This window comes from Aliikangiella coralliicola (assembly GCF_007004725.1).
Classification (GTDB): domain Bacteria; phylum Pseudomonadota; class Gammaproteobacteria; order Enterobacterales; family Kangiellaceae; genus Aliikangiella; species Aliikangiella coralliicola.
In genome coordinates this window covers 202275-226131 of sequence record NZ_ML660172.1, presented here as the reverse complement: position 1 = coordinate 226131, position 23857 = coordinate 202275, and the positions used below count along the sequence as shown (strand labels likewise).

Genomic DNA, 23857 nt, shown 5'->3' with positions numbered 1-23857 from the left:
ATTTAAGAAATATCACTGTCTATTACTTCAGAGGCTTGCCAAATGACCCATTCAAAACATGTTGAAACGAAAACAATCCATGCAGGAAAAATAAAAGATGCTCAGTTTGGCGCACTAAGTACCCCGATTTATCAAACTTCAACTTTCATCTTCGACAATGTTCAGCAAGGCGCCGCGCGCTTCATGGGTGAAGAAGAAGGTTTTATCTACGGTCGTTTGGGCAATCCAACTGTGAGAGAGTTAGAGCGTCGTATGGCAGCACTCGAACTTACCGAAGACGCAGCAGCATTTGGCTCTGGTATGGGAGCCGTTTCGGCAACATTACTGGCTAATCTCAGCCAGGGTGATCATATTGTCGCTTCGGCCGCTTTATACGGCTGCACCTTTGCCCTGCTCAATCACAAATTTCCACAATTCGGCATTGAAGTCTCTTTTGTGGACATGACTGACGAAGAAGCTATCAGAGCAGCGATAAAACCAAATACGAAAGTTATTTACTTTGAAACCCCAATCAATCCAAATCTGGTTATCATTGATATCGCCAAAATCACAAGCATCGCGAAAGAACACCAGTTAGTGAGTATCGTCGACAACACTTTTATGTCGCCTGCACTACAAACCCCTGCTGAATTTGGTATCGATTTAATTATCCATAGCGCAACTAAATACCTGAACGGACACGGTGACGTAATTGCCGGTATTACTTGCGGTAGCAAAGAGCAAATTGAAAATATTAAATTAACGACGCTGAAGGATATGGGGGCAGTCATGAGCCCGAATGATGCCTGGTTAATTATCCGTGGACTAAAGACCCTTTCAGTGCGCGTTGAACGCCATTGTAGCAATGCTCAGAAAGTCGCAGAATTTCTGGAAACCCACCCACGTATTCGCTGTGTTAACTATCCAGGGTTGCCATCGCACCAGGGGTTCCCACTCATCGGCAAGCAAATGCAGGCCGGCGGCGGTATCATGGCATTTGAGATTGAAGGAACCTTTGATGACGCAGTCGCCTTTATGAATAGTCTCGAAATGTGCTCAATCGCAGTAAGTCTCGGTGATGCAGAATCATTGATTCAGCACCCGGCGTCAATGACCCACTCTCCTTATGAAGAAGAAGAACGCGCTTCTGCGGGAATCAGTGAAACACTGGTTCGACTGTCTGTCGGTTTAGAAAATATTGAAGATATTATCTGCGATTTAACTCAGGCATTGGAAAAAATGGATAAGCGGATTAAGCAAGTTAGCTAATTTTAATCTGACAGCTCATCAAAACTAACCTGAAACTTTCATTTATGACCATTATCCCCAAAACTCGGGAATGATGGTCAGGGTTTCAGAGAAAAACAATCGAAAGTATTATTATTTTTTAGTTCCTTAGTTTTTTAGTCGCTTATTTTTTAAGCACTTTTCGGTAGACGGCACGCCCGATCATTCGCACTTTAGTGTCAAAAGGTAACCGTTTAATATTCGTTTTTACCACACCGTTAGTGAAACTTGTCGGCCTGGAATAATCGATATTAACATCGACGATTACGGGCTTGTTTTGTTCAGCCAGCTCTAAAGCCTTACTGATAGCAGCAGCGATTTCTGTATTGTTGTTGATGGTTAAATACTCAGCGCCCGTTGCCATGGCAATCCCTTTGATTTTAACCGATACCAATTCGGTGCAAGTCGTTCGGTTATAAGACTTTTGTTGTGCCTGAGAAATTTGGGAAAGCTCACCATCGCTAAAAATAAAGTTGATGGTTGCAATTTCATTTTTTGACGCAGTTGCAAGCTCCATCGCCGTCATCAAAAAAGCGCCATCACCGACAATACTGACCACCTGTTTTTCCGGTTGGGCGATTTTTGCACCAATTGCTGCGGGCACCGCGTACCCCATGCAATTAAAGTCGGTCGGCGAAATCATGCCTTTTGGCTGGTGAATTGGTAATAGTTCAGCAGTTAAAAATGTGTGATTGCCGTCATCAACAACGACAATTGAATCATCATCAATTAACATTCTGAGTTCGTCAAAAAAGCGTACCGGGTTAACTACATCATCCTTGTCAGACTCTTGCCAAGAAATTCGATAAGACTTTTTATCTTCAGCTATCTGCTTTTCCAATGCATGGCAATCTCGTTTTGGCACGGCAAAATGCAGTTTATCCAGCAAAATCCGAGTAATTTCTTTAGCGTCTCCCTGCAACGAAACTCTAGCGGGATAATTACGATTAAAAACTTTTGGATTAATATCAATATGGATCAAGTTTTTGGGAACCGTCACGCCGTAACTTCCCGTGGCAATTTCACCGAACCGGGTGCCGATTGCGAGTAAACAGTCACAACCATCAAATGCAATTTTTGACGCAGGCACAGAAGCAGGACCAAACCCGAACCCGGTGTGTAATGGATGATCAGCTGGAAAACTGCTGATGCCTTGAAGAGTCGTAGCAACCGGCGCACCAAGATGTTCTGCGATTTGACGAATATTTTCAGTTGCGTCAACCGCTCCCCAACCGACAAATATCCCCGGTGATTTCGCTGCATCAAATAATGCGATTGCCTGATCAACGGCAATTTGGTCGATGGAATACTCATGTCGCGTCTTAACGAATTCGGGTAAATTAATCGCTTCTCCTCGATCTAATTGAATGTTAACCGGAATTTCTACAAACACCGGTCCCGGCTCACCGTCAACTGCAATGGCGTATGCTTCAAAAATTGTTGGGACAACCATATCATGGGACTCAACTTTAAATGTTTTCTTGGTGATAGGTTCCAATAATTTGTGCTGATCCATTTCATGAAGCTGATAGCCATATTGAGAATCAGAACGGATCCCTCCTGAAATAATAAGCATTGGTATTCCATCAAGAAATGCTTCGCCGATACCGCTGGCGGCATGGGTAACACCAGCAGCAGGCACTATTAACAAACAGCCAATTTTATCGCTGACTCGACTCATGCCATCAGCCATAAAGGCGCCGCAACCTTCGTGGGTGACCAAAACCGGTTGAATAATTTCCGACGCGTTTAATTCATCGTACAACTCGGTGTTATGGACGCCCGGGATCCCGAATGTGTGACTAATCGGTAATTGCTCTAACGCGTAACGAGCCAGCCAGGCGCCTGTCTTTTTCATTTTCTCTCCCAGTACCACCTTGATACTCGATCTTAGCGGCAAGTTTCCAACATCAATCTACTGTTTTTAGCTCAAATTGACGATATTTTCCATTAAGATCAATTTGTTATGCGAACTTCTCTATAATAAATCCCAATTGTAGATGTGAAATATTTGAATTTGGAGTGATTGTATTGAAGAAATAGTAGAAAAAGAAAAGGCAGCCGAAGCTGCCTTTTACCTGATTACAAAGAAAGTGATCGAATATTAAATTCAGCCTAAAATACTAGGCAACAACCTTGGCAACCGCTTTTTCTAACGCCGCCATGCCTTGCTCAATTTCAGCTTCTGAAACCAGCAAAGAAGGTGCCATACGAACAACATTTGGACCAGCCATTAAAATCATCAGGTTTTGCTCAAGAGCCGCTACCATAAAATCTCGGGCGCGACCTAAATATTTCTCATTAAGCGCCGCACCGACTAACAAACCTTCGCCGCGTACTTCATCGAAAACTTCATACTTTTCATTAATCATCTGCAATTTAGTTTCAAACAAAACACGCTTTTCTTTAACACCAGTTAAGACTGCAGGGTTACTAATAATATCGAAAGCTTTGCTGGCAACCGCACAACCTAAAGGATTACCACCATAAGTGCTACCGTGAGTCCCTATTTTCAGCGCGTCAGCAAATTTTTGTTTTGCCAGCATAGCGCCAATCGGAAAACCGCCGCCTAACGCTTTTGCACTAGTCAACACGTCAGGCTCGATTCCATGGAGCATATAAGCGAATAACTCACCAGTTCGACCCATACCTGTTTGAATTTCATCGAGAATCATGACCGCATCGTACTTATCACAAAGCTCTCTTACCTTTTCTACAAATGCTTTGTCTGCTGGAATGATACCGCCTTCTCCCTGCACAGGCTCTAAGACGATAGCGCAGGTATTTTCTGAAACCGCATTCTCCAACATTTCAATATTGTTATATTCCAGATGGGTTATTCCTTGTGGGAGCGGCTCGAATCCTTGGGTGTATTTTGGCTGACCACCGACGCTTACTGTAAATAATGTACGTCCGTGAAAGGATTGTTTGAAAGAAATAATCTCGTTCTTTTCAGGGCCAAAATTTTCTGACGCGTACTTTCTGGCTAGTTTAAATGCTGCTTCATTAGCTTCCCCACCTGAATTGGCAAAGAAAACTCGGTCTGCGAAGGTACCGTCAACCAGCTTTTGAGCAAGTTCCAGTGCGGGCTCATTAGTAAAGACATTACTCAAATGCCATAACTTTTCACCTTGCTCTTTGAGCGCAGCCACTAATTCTGGATGACAATGACCCAAAGCGTTTACCGCAATTCCACCAGCAAAATCAATATACTCGGTGCCATCTTTATCCCAGAGTTTACAACCTTCGCCTTTTACCGGAATGATTTTCAATGGTGAATAATTGGGAACCATTACTTCGTCAAAGGTTTCCCGAGATACATTTGTCATTTTATTAATCCTATACTTTTTAGTGTCAGGCTCTATCAACGCTTTGCGCAACGTCAACAGATCCCAATGTGTTCGGCTTTTTTACTGGGCGTATCATCGCTAATTTTCCGGGGAGTTTCCAGTTTTCAACCTAATTTTTTTTTGTGAATATTATACTCACTCCCCCCATTTAGAGGCTCTTTCTTAGCGACACCAAGCCTTATTTCAAGTTAAATATTAACCTCTCAAGTTAGCCGAAAGCTTAATGGTACTTGTTATATTTTTCATAAAAATCAGCAACTTAATTAAGATAACAGAATATCGAAATAACGACTTGATCTGAAACAGGAAATGACTTTTACCTTCTGCATAAAACCTGCGTATAATGTTGCTCTTTTGCAAATATCCATGAGACAACAATCAGGAGAGTTTGGTTTATGATGGTAATTCGTCCGGTAAAGATGGATGATCTTGATGACATTGTCGCTTTAGCGGGAAGAACAGGTACTGGTTTAACGACCCTCCCCCACAGTCGGGCCCACCTGGAAGATAAAATTAACGATTCAATTTATGCATTCGACAAATCGGAGGGAGAACCTTCGGCCGAATGTTACTTGTTTGTGCTTGAAGACAGCGCAACGGGTCAAGTTGTCGGAACCAGCGGTGTGGTCGCAGCTGTCGGTAGTACACAGCCATTTTATACCTACAAATTGAATACGGAAGTCCATTATTCGAAATCAATGGACATGTATCGAAAGCTAAACTTTTTGACCCTTACCAACGACTTCACAGGGGCATCTGAAATTTGTACGCTGTTCTTGTCACCAGACTTTCGTGGCGGTGGTAACGGGATATTATTGTCTAAATGTCGATTTCTATTTATGGCACAATTTCCACAGCGGTTCGGTGATCGGGTTGTAGCAGAAATGCGAGGCGTATCTGATGACAGTGGCCACTCTCCTTTTTGGGAGTGCGTTGGGCGCCACTTTTTTGGTGTCGACTTTGAAACTGCTGATCGAGAAAATGGCGAAGGAAACAATCAATTTATCGCAGAGCTTATGCCTCACCATCCGGTTTATGTACCAATGTTGAGCGAAGCAGCACAAGCGGTACTGGGTGAAGTCCATCCGCAAACACTACCAGCGGTACAAATGTTGAAAGCGGAAGGTCTCCGCTACACAGGCTATGTCGATATTTTTGACGGTGGCCCAACCATTGAAGCGCCAGTTTCAGAGGTTCGCACGGTCAATGAAAGTTTCGAACTCGAAGTGCAAATTGGCGAAATCCCAACCCAGGGGATGACTAATGCGCTAGTGAGCAACACAGAACTCAAATCTTTTAGAGCTTGTCTTGCCAAACTGGCACCGCCGGTGGAACATAAAATTACCATTAGCGCGGAAATGGCTGAAGCGCTGCAAGTTAAAAACGGTGATAGTATCCGCGTAAGATTTTACTGATTCCAGCTGAATTCGACTAAAATCTCTTAAGACATTCGTGTTTTATGAATCAGGTTTTGTGTTTCTTACCAGCAAAACCTTGTTCTTTATAAGTGAAAGGTCTTCCACTTAACCAAAGTGACCACGTTTGTAAGTTTCACAAAATTTTAGAAAGAGTAATGATATGCAAGCCTTTGAAGTTAATTTTGATGGCCTGGTTGGGCCAACTCACAACTACGCGGGTTTATCGGTTGGAAACGTCGCATCGCTGAAAAATGCCGACCAAGCGTCAAGCCCGAAACAAGGTGCCCTGCAAGGGTTGGCAAAGATGAAAGCTTTGTCTGACATGGGTCTAAAACAGGCGGTTCTGCCACCCCTTGAACGTCCCGATGTTTACGTTTTACGCCAGTTGGGTTTTACCGGTAGTGATGCAGAAGTCATCAAACAAGCAGCCGAGCAAGCGCCAGCCGTTTACGCTGCAACCTGCTCGGCCTCAAGCATGTGGACCGCCAATGCCTGCACGGTTTCTCCTAGCGCAGATGCTGCCGATGGTAAGGTTCATTTTACCGCCGCAAACTTGTCGAATAAATTCCACCGGTCTATTGAATCACCAACAACCTCCAGGGTTTTAAGTGCAATTTTTGCCGATGAGAAATACTTTGCACATCATCAACCATTACCACTTGGCGATCATTTTGGAGATGAGGGTGCGGCCAATCACACTCGTTTCTGCAATGCATATAACAGTGCGGGTGTAGAGTTTTTTGTGTTTGGCAAATACGCTTTTGATAACAACAAACCTGCACCGGTAAAGTATCCGGCAAGACAAACTTATGAAGCCTCTCAAGCGATTGCCCGATTGCATCAACTGAATCCGAACAAAACAGTTTACGCGCAGCAGCATCCCGATGTGATTGACGCTGGTGTCTTCCACAACGACGTCATTTCGGTCGGTAACCAGGATTGTTTGTTTTATCACGAAAATGCTTTCCTGAATACTGAGCAAGTACTGAACGATTTACAGACCGCCTTTGGCGATCAGCAGCTTCATTTTGTGAAAGTACCGGCTGAGGCAGTGAGCGTTGAAGATGCGGTGAACTCCTATTTATTTAACAGCCAATTAGTCACATTATCGCCAGGCCATATGGCGATTATCGCTCCGGGAGAGTGCCAGGAAAATGACAATGTACGTCAATACCTGGAAGCAGTTGTTGCCCAAGATAACCCGATTAAAGAAGTTAAAATCTATGATGTTAAACAGAGTATGCGTAATGGTGGTGGTCCTGCCTGTTTGCGTCAACGTGTTGTCTTGAATGAATCAGAAATTGCCGCAGCGAATCAATCGGTTTTTATTACCGATGAGCTATATGCAACGCTATCGGCATGGGTTGAAAAACATTATCGAGACAGCTTAACTGAAAAAGATTTAGCTGATCCGCAGCTGTTAGTCGAATCTCGCACAGCGCTTGATGAGCTGACTAAAATCTTGAACCTGGGTTCTGTTTATCCTTTTCAGCTTTAATTGATAACCCTTTCAAAAATCGGCGGGACGCTTGTTCCGCCCCTCTTCTTATTTCAAGCCTTTTGTTTCAAATCTGAAACTGTTAATCTAATTCGTTATTATTTAAAGCAAAAATGAGAAGAATAATGAATTTGACCACAAAAGTATTAATTGGGATGGTGCTTGGGTTGATCGTCGGGCTTGGAATTAACTGGACCGACATATTTCTGATGAATGGATCGTTAATGATGGCGGATTCATTTATTAACGAATACATCGTGAATGGGTTGTTCCATGTTGTCGGAAAAATGTTCGTCAACGCCCTGAAAATGCTCGTTGTTCCTCTAGTTTTCTTCTCGTTAATTTGTGGTGTCTGTGGCATTGGCGATATTAAATTGCTTGGTAGGATCGGCACAAAATCCTTTGCTCTTTATATGTTAACTACCGCTATAGCGATTGCCACCGCGATTATCATTTCCGCAAGTATCGGCATTGGTGAAGGAATGAATGCTGTTACAGAATCGACTTTTACCGGTAAAGACGCCCCCGCACTATCAGAGGTTCTGATTAAAATTATTCCAACCAATCCGATTCAGGCAATGGCTGAATCAGAAATGCTGTCTATTATCTTCTTTTCAATTTTAGTTGGCATCAGCATTTTACTCGTTGGCAAAAAAGCCAAAGGACTCGTCTCCAATGTCGAAATATTAAATGAAGTGATGATGAAAATGGTCGGTCTTGTCATGTCTCTAGCTCCTTATGCCGTTTTCTGTTTATTGGCGAAGGCAATGGCGAATCTCGGCGTAGACTTGCTCATCGAACTTATTGGTTATGTGTTGGTTTTAATTGGCGTCTTGCTATTTCATTTGTTTGTGACCTTGCAAACAGTTTTATTCGTTTTCTCTCGGCTAAATCCACTAGTCTTTTTGAAAAAAATTCGTAATGCCCAAATATTCGCTTTCAGTACATCGAGTTCCAACGCAACCATTCCGGTGACACTAAGGACAGTGACCGAAAGAATGGGAGTTAACAACTCAGTTGCTTCATTCACCGTTCCATTTGGCGCAACGATTAATATGGATGGAACGGCCATTATGCAAGGGGTCGCGACCGTATTTATTGCAAACGTGTACAATGTCGATTTAGGCATCGCGGGCTATCTCACAGTTATTCTGATGTCAGTGCTAGCTTCAATTGGCACTGCCGGTGTACCCGGCGTTGGTTTGATCATGCTATCGATGGTTTTTGCCCAAGTGGGATTACCGATGGAAGGCATAGGATTAATTCTCGGCGTTGACCGATTACTTGATATGGTTCGAACGGCCGTCAATGTATCAGGTGATGCAGTTGTCTCAAGTGTTGTTGCAAAGAGTGAAGGCAAACTCGATACGAGTATTTTCGATGATCCTGATGCCGGTGCATTTGACGTCGATGAAACTCATATCGACGAAGCAACTGAGAAAGAATTAGCCGAAACTGTATCAGCTGCTCAAGATAGGTAATGATAAGATCTGAGGTCAGCATTAGTGACCTCAGACTGGGTTAAAATACACTTTTCATGAAGAAACAAAATTGTGGATTTCGACTTCCGATATTTTCTCTTCAGATTGAATACCTAAAATTTTTCGATAAAAATCCAACTCAGCATTAAATGCCTGAATAATGGTTTCAGCCTGTCTGAAACCATGTCCTTCCCCTTCAAACAAAATATAACTGTAAGGGATCTTCTTTTTCTCAAGCGCTTCTACCATCAGCTCGGCCTGATTCGGCGGAACAACTTTGTCGTCAGCACCCTGTAACAATAAAATCGGACATGACAATTTATCAGTCTGATGAATCGGTGATCGCTCTTGATAGCGAGCTTTTTCTTGAGGGTAAGGCCCAACCAATTTATCCAGGTAACGCGCCTCAAATTTATGACTATCTGAGGCAAGAGATTCAAGGTCAGAAACCCCATAGCGACTCATTCCAGCCGTAAACACATCGAAAAAAGTTAACGCGCAAAGTGTCGTGTAACCACCTGCACTACCACCTCGAATTAGCAATCCATTTTTATCAGCGAGCTTCTTTTCTACCAAATGATTGGCTGCAGCAACACAGTCCTCAACATCGACGACTCCCCAATTTCCCGTTAAGAATTCTCGATATTTTTTCCCATAACCGGTACTACCGCCATAGTTAACGTCAACAACGGCAAAACCTCGATTGGTCCAGAATTGAATAGCCGGGCTCAATGAATTATCGCTGAAGGAAGTAGGTCCGCCATGGCTCATAACAATCAAAGGTGGACAAGTCTCTTCAGGGCCCTGAAAACGACTACTCGCCGGTGGATAATAAAAAGCGTGGCATTGACGATTATTAAAGGACTCAAAGCTGATTGCTTCGGCAATACTGATATCATCTGCAGGCAAGGGAAACGGAGAAATCTCGGTTAATGCGAAATATTTCTTTTGCTGAATATCATAACGATACATGGCCACTTCCATCGCCGGTCCAGCAGCACAAAAGTAGAGTGACTTATCATCACCTAACAACTGTCCTTCAAAATGCTTAAATGGGAGAGCAACGGGTTCAATGTGACCGGAATCAGGTTCAATATGGCATAGTTGCTGTTGCCCGGCTTCAAAGCTCAATGCATACAAACTGTTATCACTAGTGATAACGTAAGTGCCCAATCCAAAAATCCACTGAGGGACACCGAAATCACGGTCAATAGGCGTTAGCGCATTTAACACGCCGTCACTATGATTATAAATATTTAACCAGCCGCTTTTGTCGCAAATGTAATGCAATATGCCTTCACTACTCCACGAAGGCTGAAAGACAGAATCGGTACCACCGCCGGTCACTCGATGACTGGCATCAATTGTTCCGGCTTCAGGGTGAAAGTCCGCCAGCCAGAGCTCGGCAGAATCCCACGGCATATCCGGCTGATTCCAGCAAGTCCAACAAAGACGATGTCCCTGCGGGCTCAATCTTGGGAAGCTATAAAAATCAAACCCACTATGAAGAACCTGGATCTCGCCAGACTCAATAACGATATTAACGAGCTCATTGACCACACCACTTTCTTTGTGGCTTTCTCTCACTGCTAATAAATATTTTTGCTGTGAATCGAGGAAAAAATCTGCGTATCTTTCTTCATACGCTTCATTTTTCCGTGTAATTGCAGCGAGCTTTCCATCACTAAATAGATACACGCGATTATCCTCGGCATTGGAAAAATAAACCTTTCCATCAGCGACCAGAAAATCACCGCCACCGTATTCATGCACTTTAGTCCGAACGCTAATCTCTGACGGCAGAACTTCCTCGCAAAGGTTGTCACTGCTACTGCGCATCAGCACGCCACGGCCTTTCTCAGAGGCTCTTACCTCCAACCAATAGAGAGAACCGTTATCTAATGTCATGTGTCCAAACCGCTTGCCTTTGTGGGCTAACACATCTGCGGTTAAATCGGATTTCCAACTTCCATAAGGCTTAGTTAACTTCATTATTTTTAACTCTTGATTCTGAATTTTAAAACCTGGTATTCGATATATTAAATGGCTTGTTTAGCGGTTTATTGACCAACCTACATTTTTTTATTGATAGATGGATAATACCAATTGAAATCTCTACCAACTAGGAGTCTTTACCAACAAGAAATATTTACCAACTAATAACATAAGCACATTCATTTAAATAAGATAAACCTCTTGCAACAAACTTCGGTTCTTTCGATAAAATATTCTGGCAATAAACACGGGACACTTCTGCAAACTGAAAAAGCTCGCTCACTTCATCGCTTGCAACAGAAAAAGGCGGGCCATCCATTTCAACTTGCGGATATTCCAAGGTGATAAGTAACATTTTAGCGGATGTCATCAAAGAACGAATTTGTCTGACATAATCTTTTCGCAAGCTTTCTGGCAACGCAATCAACGCCGCTCTATCGTATATTGAAGCACATTCAGTTAATAGCGCTTGGTTTAAATCAAAAATGTCACCGATCAGAATATCGATATTAGCCTGGCGGTTATTTTCGTTAACAAAGCGTGTACTGCGAAAACAACTGAAGCGGCCAACCTGATTAATCTGTGCAGTGTCTTTTTGTTCCTTAAAAAAAGCCTGAACCGCAATATCACTTAACTCACACCCTAAAGTATAGCTCCCTTTTTCAGCGAAAAATGTTAAGTCGCTCGTTTTTCCACACAAAGGTACAAAAACACCTTTTGAAGGGGAAAATACATCTGGATAAAACTTCTTGAGTAATGGGTGAATTTGCTCCAGGTGAAAGCCGGTTTCCTGTTTTTTCCACTTATCCAGCCAGAATTGGGCTTCCATAAACTCACTCCTAGATTAATTAGTGTTTACCTGACAGTGCTATAAATGCGCTAACGCATAGAAATAATACACGCGAAGTGAGCTTTAAGAACTTCCGTAGAGAGAGTTATCAGCCCAAAAGTAACCGCTCAGATTACTTCTGGGCCTCAAATTAACTTTTAAAAAGTCGAGACTCTAAACCTTTCTGCCAAATCCCCATTAAGGCTTTTCCAACGGCTGATTGAACTGAAAATGACAATCGCTCTGCGAGTGGCTTTTTCATTCGGAATGTAATTTCAAAAATATCAGCCTCTTTGGCAAACTTGATTATGAAGTCGTCACTGGTCTGAATTTCATCAATTAATCCCAACTTAAGTGCTGTGGTGCCATACCAGTGTTCGCCGGTGGCAACTTTTTCAATATCAAGTTTTTCACGGTTTTGAATAATAAAATCTTTAAACAAATCATGGGTTTCTTCCAATTCTTGCTTAAATTTCTTACGTGCATCGTCGGTATTTTCAGCAAACATGGTCAAGGTACGTTTGTACTCGCCTGCTGTATGTTGTTCATAATCAACTTTATTGTGTTTTAACAAACGGTGGAAGTTTGGAATTTCGGCAACAACGCCAATAGAACCAACAACGGCAAAAGGCGCAGCAATAATCTTATCCGCAACACAAGCCATCATATAACCGCCAGAAGCCGCAACTTGATCAACGGCAACAATCAACTCTAGTTCAGCATCTTTTATTCGAGTTAACTGTGAAGCCGCCAATCCATAGGCATGAACCAGACCACCGGGGCTTTCTACTTTAACTAACACTTTATCGCCTGGGTCTGCTGCAATGATAACTGCAGTAATTTCTTCTCTTAAATTTTCAACCGCTGAAGCTTCAACATCACCGTCAAAGTTAAGAACAAAAATTCGCGATTTGGTATCGTCTGTCTCTTCACTTTGCTCAGCAGATTCGTCTTCTGCTTTTTCTGACGAAGCTTGTTCATCAACTTTATCTGCGACATCTTTAGCCGCTTCTTTATCTTTTGCCAGCGCTTTGGCTTTTTTCTTATTGAGCTTTTGCTCTTCTTTTTCTTTCTTTTTATTTTTCTTCAATAAAACTTTATATTCATCTTCGCTTAACAGCTCCTTTAACATTCCCTCTTTTACATCTTCAATTTCCTCTGAAAGATTGGTCACTTCAATATGTCCTTCCAGATGCTTTTTGTTTTTTTGTCCCGCATTGGCGATTGCAGCGATAACAACAATTATTGCAATCACAATCGTGACTGCTTGCGCGAGAAACATGCCATATTCAATTAAAAAGTCCAAAAATCACCTCTAGTTTTCAATTATCGGCCGATTACCTAGCCAAAACCGCCTGATTCTACGGGAAAAACTGCTCCGAATAAACAAAAAAGCCCCCACAGTTAGTGGAGGCTTTTATTGAATTTATCAATGCTTAGGGTAACAGCAATGATGGATCACTAACCAATACAGCCTTAGTTCCTGTAGGAGAGGAAAGGAAGCTGGCGATCTGTTTTTGCATCTCTGCAGTTATCTCAGCATTTTCTGCCGGCGATAGTACCGATGAATGTCCACCAGCGTTAAATCTTGAAAAGAACCGCTCGCCAGCGACAGCACCTGCCTCAGTTGCTGTTAAATTAGTTAAACCCATATATGCCGCCAGCGGTGTGGTTCCGGATTGAGGTGCTGTGGCAACAAAATTAGGAATTACCTGATCGTTAGCTGCTTGCAACATAAGCGTCGGTACACCGTTGGCCACTGCAAATGCTGAAGTGCTTGCAGGGTCCATCGTATCGATAACCGTTTGAGTAGCAAACAGGAATAAATTATAGTCAGGCGTACCTGCTTCAACGCCGTTAGCCGCAAGCCCAGCTCGAATGGTTGGCCCAAAAGTCGGCGATGCATCAAGCATAAGTGCGATGCCGCCTGATGGATTAGCTAACACAGCTGACTCGACCAAGTCTGAATGTCCTAAAAACCCAGTGCCGACGATTCCACCTAATGAATGCCCCATAAACTTTACTTGAGTGGCATCAAAGTCCGGCACCATATCACCATCAACATCCATCGCAGGAATCGCTTTTTCGAGCGTCAACAAGTCTAGAATTGCCTGACGACCATTATCTCGCGACACCAACAAGTTGGTTAGATTAATAGTGTGTGCACCCGATGGATCTGGACCATCAGGTATTTCACCTGGTTGATGAGGGAGTCTGGTAATATTGTTAACGTAGTCAACCCCAAAGGTTCTCTCACGAACGCCGCCGGCAGCATACCCTTCAAATATTCCGATCAAGCCACCAGTCGCTTGTTGCAAGCCTAAATGAACAGGATTGTCTGCGGCAATACCGTGAATAGGTAAATCCATTGAAATCACTGCAGTACAGGTAGGTGGTGCCCCCATCGTATCGGCTATTCCTAACATCGAAGTTCGGTCAGAGGTAATCCCATGCTGAAAAATCATCACCGGATAACCACCTGCAGGTTTCACGCAGCCTAACGCCGTTTTAGGCATCGAAACTAACAATGGTGCAGTTTCCTGGCCCGTCACCGCAGCTAAACGATTAGCATAAGTAGTCACATCACCAGCAAAAGGATTAGCGACTGCCCCGCCCTGTCCGTCAGGAATTTGCGCTGCGCCCCTGAAGAAATCCTGTAACACAGAAAGTGGATTTGCAACGCCAGGATGACCTTGATTGCCTAAACTATCTGGCGCAGTCAAATAATAGTTGAGATCGACTTCACCTTTATATAAATCTGCCGCACCAATGGTAGTAAAAGGCGCAGTATCAGTCATAAGGGAACTAAAACTCGATCTTGGTGGTGCACCAGCCGCAAAAGGCGCGTCAATGTAAACCAACTTTGAAGTTGAAATAACCTCACCCACAGATTGAACTGTGAACTGGAAGCTCAACATAATATTTTCTTTAGGCTGACCCGCCGCATCTGCTGCATTTTCCATTGCATTAACTAACAGACGCACTGGCTCTAATGGCGAAGTGGGCAAACCGGCGGGAATAGGATCTTCTGTTTTAGCAACAGCATATTGACCATCAGCAATTATCGGATTTCCATTCGCATCGGTAACGCCGTTGGTAACAACGACCATATATGAAGCTTGTTGTGTCAATGGACGCAACGGTAAAACCGCAACAGTCAAAGGACCGGCATAACTGGCAACAAAATCAGTGCCGGCGGTTAACTCTCTGACTACGCCAGTCACTGGCCCTGTTGGAACAGGGATACCCGTACCGGGGAGCGCTTCAGGTCGGTTAACACTAACTTCGTACATGCGAACGGTTGTTCCGGGAACAACTGAAGCAGGATTGATGTCAACATTATCGGTATTGGAAAAAGAAAAACTAAAGGGTGCTGTTGCAGACCATCCATCAATTGAGCTCGCAGCAACTAATGGGTCGCTAAAATTTGCTGGATCCGCAACCGGCGGATTCAATGTTAAATTCGTGGTGCCGGAAAAAAGTAGATCATTCGGCAAAGGGATACTTCCGGTACTAGGCGCAAACACTGGTTTAGTTAATGCCACACCACCTGCTCCACCGGAACCGACGGTTCCTGCAGGAACGACAGGCTCTTTCGGGCTATCGTCACACCCGGATAACCCCAGCACGCTTGCTATGGTAAGTCCCAAAACGAGCTTATTCATGTATATCTCCCAATAGAGGCAAAAGTGAGGAATGCAGTCGCGTATTAATCAAAACACCCGTCGGAAATTGTCTCAATTGAAGGTACCAATTGAAAATCTCGCGGAATCGATTGATCTTAAAGCAATCCTGCTTATCATTATGTTTATACTATAAAGTAGTACCGACTCGTCGGATCACTACTAATCCAGAGCCAATCCTACTCATATTCGACTATGAATAGCAAGTGTTCAGACCAGTTAAATACAATAATTCGCGGAAATCGGTTATTTTAGATAACTTACCGCTTAGTCTCGACCAATTCATCGGTACTTATTGCCGCATTGCACAACAAAGATTTCCCGCCTTTAAAAAAATAAAACTAAAGCACAATTTTCGAACAATTTTTTCTCCCCTCAGCACACTTTCGCGGCGGAATATTTGTAACAGGTATACGATTATAAACGTCTCAATAATATGAGCTTTATTTTCGAATAAAGATTGAAACAAAATTTATTTAAAAAAAATCGATCTATTTAGGCAATTTTTTATGAACGGGACTAAGCTTAAATTAAGCGTAAGAAATTCTCTAAAACCCTAGTATTCGATTGGATCAGGTTACAAATTGAACAGTTTAATCAATAACAAAAAGAGGCAACACAATTACCGTTCAAATTGACGAAGACTAGTTTAAAGAGTTGGTTATTCTATTTCACCGTGCGGAGACATTAATGAGTATTTTTAATCACTACCAAGATCGCTATGAAAGCCAACAAGAAGAAGAATATACACTTTCTGAATACCTCGAATTATGTAAAAAAGATCCATCCGTTTACGCCAATGCCGCTGAACGTATGTTGATGGCTATTGGCGAGCCAGAAAAAGTCGATACATCGCTAGAACCAAGACTCAGTCGCATTTTTTCAAACAAAGTCATTTCCCGTTATCCTGCCTTCAAGGAATTTTTTGGTATGGAAGATTCCATTGAACAAATCGTCTCTTATTTTACTCATGCAGCGCAGGGACTGGAAGAAACCAAACAGATACTTTACTTACTTGGTCCTGTTGGCGGTGGTAAATCATCCTTGGCAGAAAAACTAAAAAGCTTAATGCAAAAAATGCCGATATATGCCATCAAAGATTCGCCGGTATTCGAATCGCCTTTAGGTTTATTTAATCCTGATGAAGATGCGGAAATTTTGCAAAAAGAATATGGCGTCGCACGGCGTTACCTTAACAATATTATGTCGCCGTGGGCAGTAAAAAGATTACATGAATATGGCGGCGATATCTCGAAATTTAAAGTTGTAAAAGTCATGCCGTCAATTCTTGATCGAATTGCCATTTGTAAAACCGAACCAGGCGATGAAAACAATCAGGATATTTCATCTCTGGTTGGTAAAGTTGATATTCGCAAGTTAGAGAACTTTGCTCAAAATGATCCAGACGCATACAGTTATGACGGTGCATTATGTCGTGCAAACCAGGGCATCATGGAATTTGTGGAAATGTTCAAAGCGCCGATTAAAGTTTTACACCCTTTATTAACGGCCACTCAGGAAGGTAACTTCAACGGCACTGAAGGCATGTCTGCGATGCCCTTCCAAGGAATTGTGTTAGCTCACTCCAACGAGTCTGAATGGACAAGTTTTAGAAACAACAAAAACAACGAAGCATTTTTAGATCGTGTTTATATTGTTAAAGTGCCTTACTGTCTAAGAGTCAGCGAAGAAGTAAAAATTTACCAAAAACTGCTCGATCATTCTTCACTAAGCAGCGCTCCTTGTGCACCAAGCATGTTACCAATGCTGGCTCAATTTAGTGTGCTTTCTCGCATAGTTAAACCGGAAAACTCTTCAATTTATTCGAAGATGAAAGTCTATGATGGAGAAAGTTTAAAAGACACGGATCCCAAAGCAAAATCTTACCAGGAGTACCGAGACTTTGCCGGTGTAGACGAAGGCATGAACGGATTGTCTACTCGCTTCGCCTTTAAAATACTCTCCAGAGTATTTAACTATGATCAAACTGAAATTGCAGCCAACCCAGTTCACTTGCTCTATGTTTTAGAACAGCAAATAGAAAAAGAGCAATTTCCTCAAGATGCCCACGATCGATACCTGGCTTTTATCAAAGAGTTTCTGGTTCCTAACTATGTTGAGTTTATCGGTAAAGAAATTCAAACGGCATACCTGGAATCTTACTCAGAATATGGTCAGAATATTTTTGATCGATATGTCACCTACGCAGACTTCTGGATTCAGGATCAAGAATACCGAGACCCTGAAACCGGTGAAAATTTTGATCGCTCTTCGCTCAATGAAGAACTTGAAAAAATTGAAAAACCAGCAGGTATTTCAAACCCGAAAGATTTCCGCAATGAAGTCGTCAACTTTGTTCTTCGAGCCAGAGCAAACAATCAGGGTAAAAATCCCAAATGGACTAGCTACGAAAAACTCAGGGGTGTTATTGAAAAGAAAATGTTTTCTAACACTGAAGAGTTGCTCCCAGTTATCTCATTTAACGCAAAATCATCGACAGAAGACTCACAAAAACACGATGACTTTGTTAACCGCATGGTCAAAAAAGGATATACTCAAAAACAAGTACGTTTACTTTGCGAATGGTACCTGCGAGTTCGTAAATCTTCTTAAGAAGGGGAACCGATTATGCAAGTTATCGATCGGCGCTTAAATCAGAAAAATAAAAGCACCGTAAACAGGCAGCGATTTATACGTCGCTACCGCAAGCAAATCAAGCAAGCCATCACGAAACAAATTAGTAAACGTGGTGTGACCGATGTCGATCAGAGTGAGAGCATTTCCATTCCCACTGACGATATTACCGAGCCCACTTTCCGCAACGGAAGTGGTGGTGTCAAAGATCGCGTTTACCCAGGCAATAAAGAGTTCAACACAGGAGATCGTATCAAACGCCCACCGCCCGCCGGAGAAGGTTCTGGTCGACGCGCAAGCGACAAAGGCGAAGGCGAAGATGATTTTTCTTTCGAAATATCCAGTGATGAATATATGGAAATTCTGTTCGAAGGTTTAGAGCTGCCAAACCTGAAAAAAAACCAACTAAAAAAACTAGTTAACTACAAGCCGATACGTTCAGGATTTAATACCGATGGAACCCCTTCGAATATTGATATTGTACGTTCGCTAAAAGGCTCTTTAGCACGAAGAATTGCCAGTCAATCGCCACTACGACGAGAGATTTCCGAAAAAAAATTGTTACTTGAAGATCTGTCAGGAACTGATTCTGTCGAAGAGAAAGAGCGCCTCAAAATAGAAATAGAGGAACTAAAAAAGCGGCTAGCAAGCGTTCCCTACCTCGATAAATTTGATCTTCGCTATAAGAATTTTGACAAACTACCGCAACCTACCACCAATGCAGTCATGTTTTGCCTGATGGATGTTTCGGGTTCAATGGATCAAATGACCAAAGAAATGGCAAAACGATTTTTTATTCTTCTTTATATGTTTCTAAAACGCACTTATAAAGATGTGGAAGTCATTTACATTCGCCATCACACTCAAGCAAAAGAAGTTGACGAGCAGGAGTTTTTCTATTCGCAAGAAACGGGGGGAACAATTGTATCGAGCGCGCTCAAGTTAATGCTGGAGATTGTTCATGACCGCTATCCTGCAAGTGACTGGAATATCTACGCGGCACAAGCATCCGACGGCGACAACTGGAATGATGACTCACGCGTCTGCCACAAAATATTATCCGATAAAATATTAAAGTTGGTGCGCTATTACACCTATGTAGAAATCACCCAGAGAGAACCACAAAATCTTTGGTATGAATACTTAAAATTAAAGGAATCTTACGGCAACTTCGCCATGCAAAAAATTGCAGAACAACAAGACATTTACCCGGTTTTTCGAGAGTTTTTCCAAAAGCAATCTGTCAAATAGGAGCCCCCGTTGACAAAAACAAAGCAAAAGCCTATTTCCACTGATGCTGATTGGACTTTTGAATTAATTCAGAAGTACTACGATACCATTGAAGGTATCGCAGACGACTTCGAGCTCGATACTTACCCCAATCAACTCGAAATAATCACAGCGGAACAAATGTTGGATGCTTATGCCAGCGTAGGCATGCCGATTGGATACAATCACTGGTCATTTGGAAAACATTTTATTCAAAATGAACAATCCTATCGACGTGGCAGGATGGGATTAGCTTATGAAATAGTGATTAATTCCGATCCTTGCATCGCTTACTTGATGGAAGAAAACAGTATGATGATGCAGGCGCTGGTTATTGCCCACGCAAGCTTCGGACATAACTCTTTTTTCAAAGGTAATTACCTTTTTCGCACCTGGACAGACGCAGAAGCAATCATTGATTACCTGGTTTTTGCAAAAAATTTCATTGCTCAATGTGAAGAGCTACATGGCGTTGACAAAGTTGAAAATGTGCTCGACTCTTGTCACGCACTAATGAATTATGGTGTAGATAGATACAAGCGCCCTCACCCGATATCAATGCGTGAGGAAAAACAAAGACAAAAAGATCGCGAAACATTTTTACAATCGCAGGTTAACGAACTTTGGCGAACCATTCCAACAAGTGAACGAAATAAATCGGATGAAAATCGCCCCAGATTTCCACGTGAACCTCAAGAAAACATTCTCTATTTTATTGAAAAAAATGCACCGTTAATCGAACCGTGGCAACGGGAAATAGTCCGCATTGTTCGTAAAATCGGTCAGTATTTTTACCCGCAGCGTCAAACCCAGGTGATGAACGAAGGATGGGCTTGTTTCTGGCACTACACCATTCTCAACGAACTCTATAATCGCGGACATGTCACCGATGGTTTTATGCTCGAATTTTTGCAAAGCCACACCAATGTGGTGGCACAACCGGGTTTCGATAGTCCCTACTTTAATGGCATTAATCCCTACGCGCTTGGCTTTGCGATGATGACAGATATTCGTCGTATTTGCGAAAAACCCGATAAAGAAGATAAACTCTGGTTTCCTGATATCGCCGGTAGTAATTGGCGAGAAACATTAGAGTTTGCGATGAAAAATTTCAAAGATGAAAGTTTTGTCGCGCAGTTTCTGTCCCCCAGGTTAATTCGAAAATTTAAGTTATTCGCAATTCTCGATGATGATGAGAACAAAGATTTAGAGGTCTCCGCAATACACAATGATAGCGGTTATCAAGAAATTCGGCGCAAGCTTTCAGAGCAGTATAATCTGAGTATGAACGAGCCTAATATCGAAGTCTATAACGTCGATATAAAAGGTGACCGTTCACTGTCTTTAAGACACAGTCCTCACAACAGGGTTCCATTAGCTGAAAATAGCACCGAGGTGTTAAAACACTTACACAGATTGTGGGGTTTCACTGTTAAGCTAAGCACGTTGGAAAGAGATGGAGAACTCAAAGAGTTGGGCCGCTGCCCGCCTAAACCGAAAGATTAGAAAACCAGGGAAAAAGACTGGCAATTATTCAACCGCTGACAAATGATTCACTAAAGCTTCTTAATATTTACAATCTGCAGGTTATCAGCGGTGATTTAACGAATAAGTCACAATTCGTCGGGGTGCTAGTCAATCTCCTTCAAAGAATTGAGATTCGAACGCATTTCAGCCCAAAGCTCGCCACTTTGTCTGCCGTAGGTCCATATTGCGTCGCTTAGTTGCGCCATATCCTGATTAGCAACAATATTTTTCAAGTTTAGATAATGTGCTTTAGCTAACTTGCGCGCGTCTGCGACATTAAAATAGAAACGCCCTATTCGATGATAAATGTTTCTAAATCCATTCAGCATCAAAATATAAACAGGATTGCCCGAAAGTGCGGCACATTGGTGTTGTACGTGCCAGTCGTACTCGATGTAGTCTTTTGCTGTCTCTTTAACATTTTCAACATCAGCAAATAACTCAATCATCTTGTCAGGATTTTCCTTCATGGCAAAGCGAAAATAAATTCCGCCGAATTGCGTTCTCACATCAAGTAATTGATCAGCTAACTTTAAAGAACCCGCATCATCCAGACGCGTTATCGTATCCAGAATGTGCAAACCGGCGGTTTCCCAGATATTGTTAACCCGTGTAGGCTTGCCGTGTTGAATGGTTAACCAGCCATCTCTGGCAAGGCGCTGCAATACTTCTCTGAGAGTGGTTCGAGTGACACCTATGAGTTCTGACAACTCTCTTTCGGCCGGTAGAATTGTTCCCGGAGCAAATTTTCCATTCCAGATTGAATCGACAATATATTCCTCGGCAAAAGCCGCGGGACTTCTTGCCGTAATCAAATTAGCCATTTGACATTCCTATTAAAAATTATTGTTTTAAATTGCAACTAATGGCGTGAAGCCGTTTTATTAATTATAACATCTACCGGCAAACTGGTCAGATTTGTGATTAGCATACGCGTTTTAATCTCCCAAGGCAAAGCAGTTTCATTCATATGTAATAAAACTGACATCGCGCCCATTTTAACGAGCGAATAAACTGAAATTTTTTACGCTAAATTGCGATTTAAAGCTCAACCGATTAATTTTTAAGCGTTTTTTCTAAATTTAAAGCTTAAAAGGCTGGGAAAAATCTTGTTTTAAGACTAAAATCTGCAATAAATCCCTGCCTTTACCCAACGGAAAATATAAGTAACTAATAAATTCAGGTCGATTTTCCAAAAAGGTAGAACTTTAATAAAGAAAAGGAAAAAACATGAGCCGTTCAATACCGCAGGCATTTGTGTCGAATTTTTTAGGCAACGCGCCAGACTGGTACAAAGTTACAATTATCGCGTTTTTAATCATTAATCCTATCGTCGCACTTTCGGTCGACCCATACATCGCGGGTTGGCTGCTAATTCTGGAATTTATTTTCACCCTCGCAATGGCGCTAAAGTGCTACCCACTATTGCCTGGCGGTTTACTCGCCATTGAAGCCGTTTTCATTGGACTCACCTCCCCTGAAACCGTCATGCACGAAGTGGAAGGGGCACTCGATGTAATTTTACTACTGGTATTTATGGTCGCCGGTATCTACTTTATGAAAAGCTTGCTGCTGTATATTTTTACTAAGCTTTTACTCGGCGTTCGTTCTAAAGTTGTCTTGTCAGTGTTATTTTCTTTTGTTGCCGCATTCCTTTCAGCTTTCCTCGACGCGCTCACGGTAACGGCGGTTGTCATAGCAGTAGCAGTCGGCTTTTATGGGATTTACCACAAAGTCGCCTCCGGGAAAAAGTTTACCAGCGAGCACGATTTGGGGACTGACGATGAAGTCCACGACTTACACCGCGAAGACCTGGATAATTTTCGTTCATTTCTGCGCAGTCTGGTAATGCATGCCGCGGTGGGCACTGCACTCGGCGGCGTCTGTACGCTAGTAGGTGAACCTCAAAACCTGTTAATTGCCAGTAAAGCAAGTTGGGAATTCGGCGAGTTCTTTTTACGCATGGCTCCGATTACTATCCCCGTATTCTTTTCCGGACTGGCAACCGCTATCCTTTTAGAGCTAACCGGTTGGTTCGGCTATGGACAAAAACTCCCGGAGAAAGTACGCGCTGTAATGGAAGATTTTGCAGAGCACGAAAACGAAGAGCGCACCCCCCGTGACAACGCCGCGCTCGTCGCTCAGGCAATTACGGGCATTTGGTTGATTATCGCATTGGGTTTCCACCTGGCAGACGTTGGCTTAATCGGACTTAGCGTTATTATCTTGGCAACCGCAATGTGTGGCGTTAATGACGAGCACCAAATCGGACACGCTTTTGAAGAAGCCCTGCCATTTACCGCACTATTAACAGTATTCTTTGCCATTGTTGGTGTTATTGCTGACCAGTCCCTGTTTAAACCGATTACTGATATGGTACTGGCGTTGGAAGGAAATACTCAGGTGTCAATGTTCTATCTCGCCAATGGCATTCTCTCGATGATCAGTGACAATGTTTTTGTAGCAACCATTTACATCAATGAAGTCGCCAAGGCAGTAATTGATGGCACAATTACTCGTGAAGTTTTCGATAAACTAGCGGTAGCTATCAATACAGGAACCAATATTCCGAGTGTGGCAACGCCTAATGGCCAGGCTGCGTTTTTATTCTTATTAACTTCAGCGCTGGCACCACTTATCCGTCTTTCCTATATCAAGATGGTGATTATGGCTTTTCCTTATATGATAGTGATGAGCACCGTTGGACTAATTATGGTGATCACCAGTTTAGAATCATCAACCCAGTCAATGACTGAAAAAGGCTATATTAAACAACATACGATTGAAGAGTTATGTCAGGCAATGAGTGGAGACTGGAAAGATAATCACTGTGTTCTGCCTGAGAAAAAGTCCGGAGGACATTAAGCACCGGAACTCAGCGAAGTCTCTAAGCTTCACAACAAAAAA

General features: G+C 42.6%; 15 protein-coding genes. 8 read left to right on the top strand and 7 right to left on the bottom strand.

Annotated features, from left to right (window positions below; translation table 11 throughout):
- The first annotated feature begins 42 nt into the window (after positions 1 to 42).
- Positions 43 to 1248 (top strand): methionine gamma-lyase, encoded by a 1206-nt coding sequence (gene megL, locus FLL46_RS25810; protein ID WP_142935146.1) that lies wholly within the window; start codon positions 43 to 45, stop codon positions 1246 to 1248.
- Between the two features lie 142 nt (positions 1249 to 1390).
- Here megL and FLL46_RS25805 read toward each other — a convergent pair whose 3' ends face one another.
- Together FLL46_RS25805 and FLL46_RS25800 are read right to left on the bottom strand one after the other, a co-directional pair.
- Entirely contained in the window at positions 1391 to 3124 is a 1734-nt protein-coding gene (locus FLL46_RS25805) for a thiamine pyrophosphate-binding protein (protein WP_142935144.1), read from the bottom strand.
- 265 nt (positions 3125 to 3389) lie between these two features.
- Positions 3390 to 4595 (bottom strand): aspartate aminotransferase family protein, encoded by a 1206-nt coding sequence (locus tag FLL46_RS25800; RefSeq protein ID WP_142935143.1) that lies wholly within the window; start codon positions 4593 to 4595, stop codon positions 3390 to 3392.
- 416 nt (positions 4596 to 5011) lie between these two features.
- Between FLL46_RS25800 and astA the strand changes: the two genes are divergently transcribed.
- From astA to FLL46_RS25785, 3 genes are all read left to right on the top strand, one after another.
- On the top strand, positions 5012 to 6031 hold the full coding sequence (astA, locus tag FLL46_RS25795; protein WP_246119406.1) for an arginine N-succinyltransferase: 1020 nt from the start codon (positions 5012 to 5014) through the stop codon (positions 6029 to 6031).
- 163 nt (positions 6032 to 6194) lie between these two features.
- The gene (gene astB, locus FLL46_RS25790; protein ID WP_142935141.1) at positions 6195 to 7532 is read left to right on the top strand and encodes an N-succinylarginine dihydrolase; all 1338 of its coding nucleotides are present in this window, start codon (positions 6195 to 6197) and stop codon (positions 7530 to 7532) included.
- A gap of 125 nt (positions 7533 to 7657) precedes the next feature.
- Positions 7658 to 9013: a dicarboxylate/amino acid:cation symporter gene (locus tag FLL46_RS25785; protein ID WP_210418821.1), complete on the top strand. Its 1356-nt coding sequence runs from the start codon at positions 7658 to 7660 to the stop codon at positions 9011 to 9013.
- 54 nt (positions 9014 to 9067) lie between these two features.
- Here the strand turns inward: FLL46_RS25785 and FLL46_RS25780 are convergent, their stop codons facing one another.
- The 4 genes from FLL46_RS25780 to FLL46_RS25765 all read right to left on the bottom strand — a co-directional run bounded on the left by FLL46_RS25780 (position 9068) and on the right by FLL46_RS25765 (position 15502).
- Positions 9068 to 11005 carry a S9 family peptidase gene (locus FLL46_RS25780; RefSeq protein WP_142935138.1) on the bottom strand — a complete coding sequence of 646 codons (1938 nt, stop codon included), beginning with the start codon at positions 11003 to 11005 and terminating at the stop codon, positions 9068 to 9070.
- 157 nt (positions 11006 to 11162) lie between these two features.
- Positions 11163 to 11837 carry a thiopurine S-methyltransferase gene (locus tag FLL46_RS25775; protein WP_142935136.1) on the bottom strand — a complete coding sequence of 225 codons (675 nt, stop codon included), beginning with the start codon at positions 11835 to 11837 and terminating at the stop codon, positions 11163 to 11165.
- 151 nt (positions 11838 to 11988) lie between these two features.
- Positions 11989 to 13143, bottom strand: coding sequence for a protease SohB (sohB, locus tag FLL46_RS25770; RefSeq protein ID WP_142935134.1), 1155 nt, complete (start codon positions 13141 to 13143; stop codon positions 11989 to 11991).
- Positions 13144 to 13273: 130 nt separating this feature from the next.
- Positions 13274 to 15502 (bottom strand): hypothetical protein, encoded by a 2229-nt coding sequence (locus FLL46_RS25765; protein ID WP_142935132.1) that lies wholly within the window; start codon positions 15500 to 15502, stop codon positions 13274 to 13276.
- A gap of 708 nt (positions 15503 to 16210) precedes the next feature.
- On the opposite strand from FLL46_RS25765, the gene FLL46_RS25760 reads away from it, so the two are divergent.
- The 3 genes from FLL46_RS25760 to FLL46_RS25750 are packed head-to-tail and all read left to right on the top strand — an operon-like array spanning position 16211 to position 20929.
- A complete protein-coding gene (locus FLL46_RS25760) occupies positions 16211 to 18133 on the top strand; it encodes a PrkA family serine protein kinase (RefSeq protein ID WP_142935130.1) in 1923 nt (640 codons plus the stop codon).
- Positions 18134 to 18148: 15 nt separating this feature from the next.
- Complete coding sequence (locus FLL46_RS25755) at positions 18149 to 19405, top strand: YeaH/YhbH family protein (protein WP_425456764.1); 1257 nt, start codon at positions 18149 to 18151, stop codon at positions 19403 to 19405.
- Positions 19406 to 19414: 9 nt separating this feature from the next.
- Positions 19415 to 20929: a SpoVR family protein gene (locus FLL46_RS25750; RefSeq protein ID WP_142935126.1), complete on the top strand. Its 1515-nt coding sequence runs from the start codon at positions 19415 to 19417 to the stop codon at positions 20927 to 20929.
- A 125-nt stretch (positions 20930 to 21054) separates the two neighbouring features.
- Here the strand turns inward: FLL46_RS25750 and fadR are convergent, their stop codons facing one another.
- Positions 21055 to 21774 (bottom strand): fatty acid metabolism transcriptional regulator FadR, encoded by a 720-nt coding sequence (gene fadR / locus FLL46_RS25745; RefSeq protein WP_142935125.1) that lies wholly within the window; start codon positions 21772 to 21774, stop codon positions 21055 to 21057.
- A 406-nt stretch (positions 21775 to 22180) separates the two neighbouring features.
- On the opposite strand from fadR, the gene nhaB reads away from it, so the two are divergent.
- Complete coding sequence (nhaB, locus tag FLL46_RS25740) at positions 22181 to 23815, top strand: sodium/proton antiporter NhaB (RefSeq protein WP_142935123.1); 1635 nt, start codon at positions 22181 to 22183, stop codon at positions 23813 to 23815.
- The last annotated feature ends 42 nt before the right edge of the window (positions 23816 to 23857 follow it).